Genomic DNA, 440 nt, shown 5'->3' with positions numbered 1-440 from the left:
CCCATCAAGTCCTGGAGCGAGCACGAGATCAGCTTCTTCGGCGCCCCGGGGACGGGCGGGCCCCACCCCCCCCGCCCCCCGCGCCGCCCGCGCCCCCCCCCCGGCCCTCCTGACCTCTCGCACTCGGCCGGGACGCCTTGGCGGGCGCTGTTGACATCTCGAACGAACGCCTGGCGAAGGCAGCGTCAACGCCTCCGGCATCCGCAGTCTCAGCTCGCGTTACGTGCAGCACTTCTGGATACGCGCTTAGTTCGTAGCAGCGCTGCCCGCTGAAGCGGTGCGCGGCCAGTCTCGGATCGGTCCCGGTCTCGTCAAGCGTCCGCCGACCGGATCTTCCGGGGTGACCGTCACGCATCACCGGTGCTGAGTGGGGGTGGGGGACCTACTTTGGAAAAGTAGTGATCTGGCACAAGGGGGTTCGTACATCGGCGGCTCATAGC

The sequence above is a fragment of the Streptomyces sp. NPDC059037 genome (genome assembly GCF_042740015.1).
Lineage (GTDB): Bacteria > Actinomycetota > Actinomycetes > Streptomycetales > Streptomycetaceae > Streptomyces.
Note: the sequence above shows the minus strand (reverse complement) of the source record.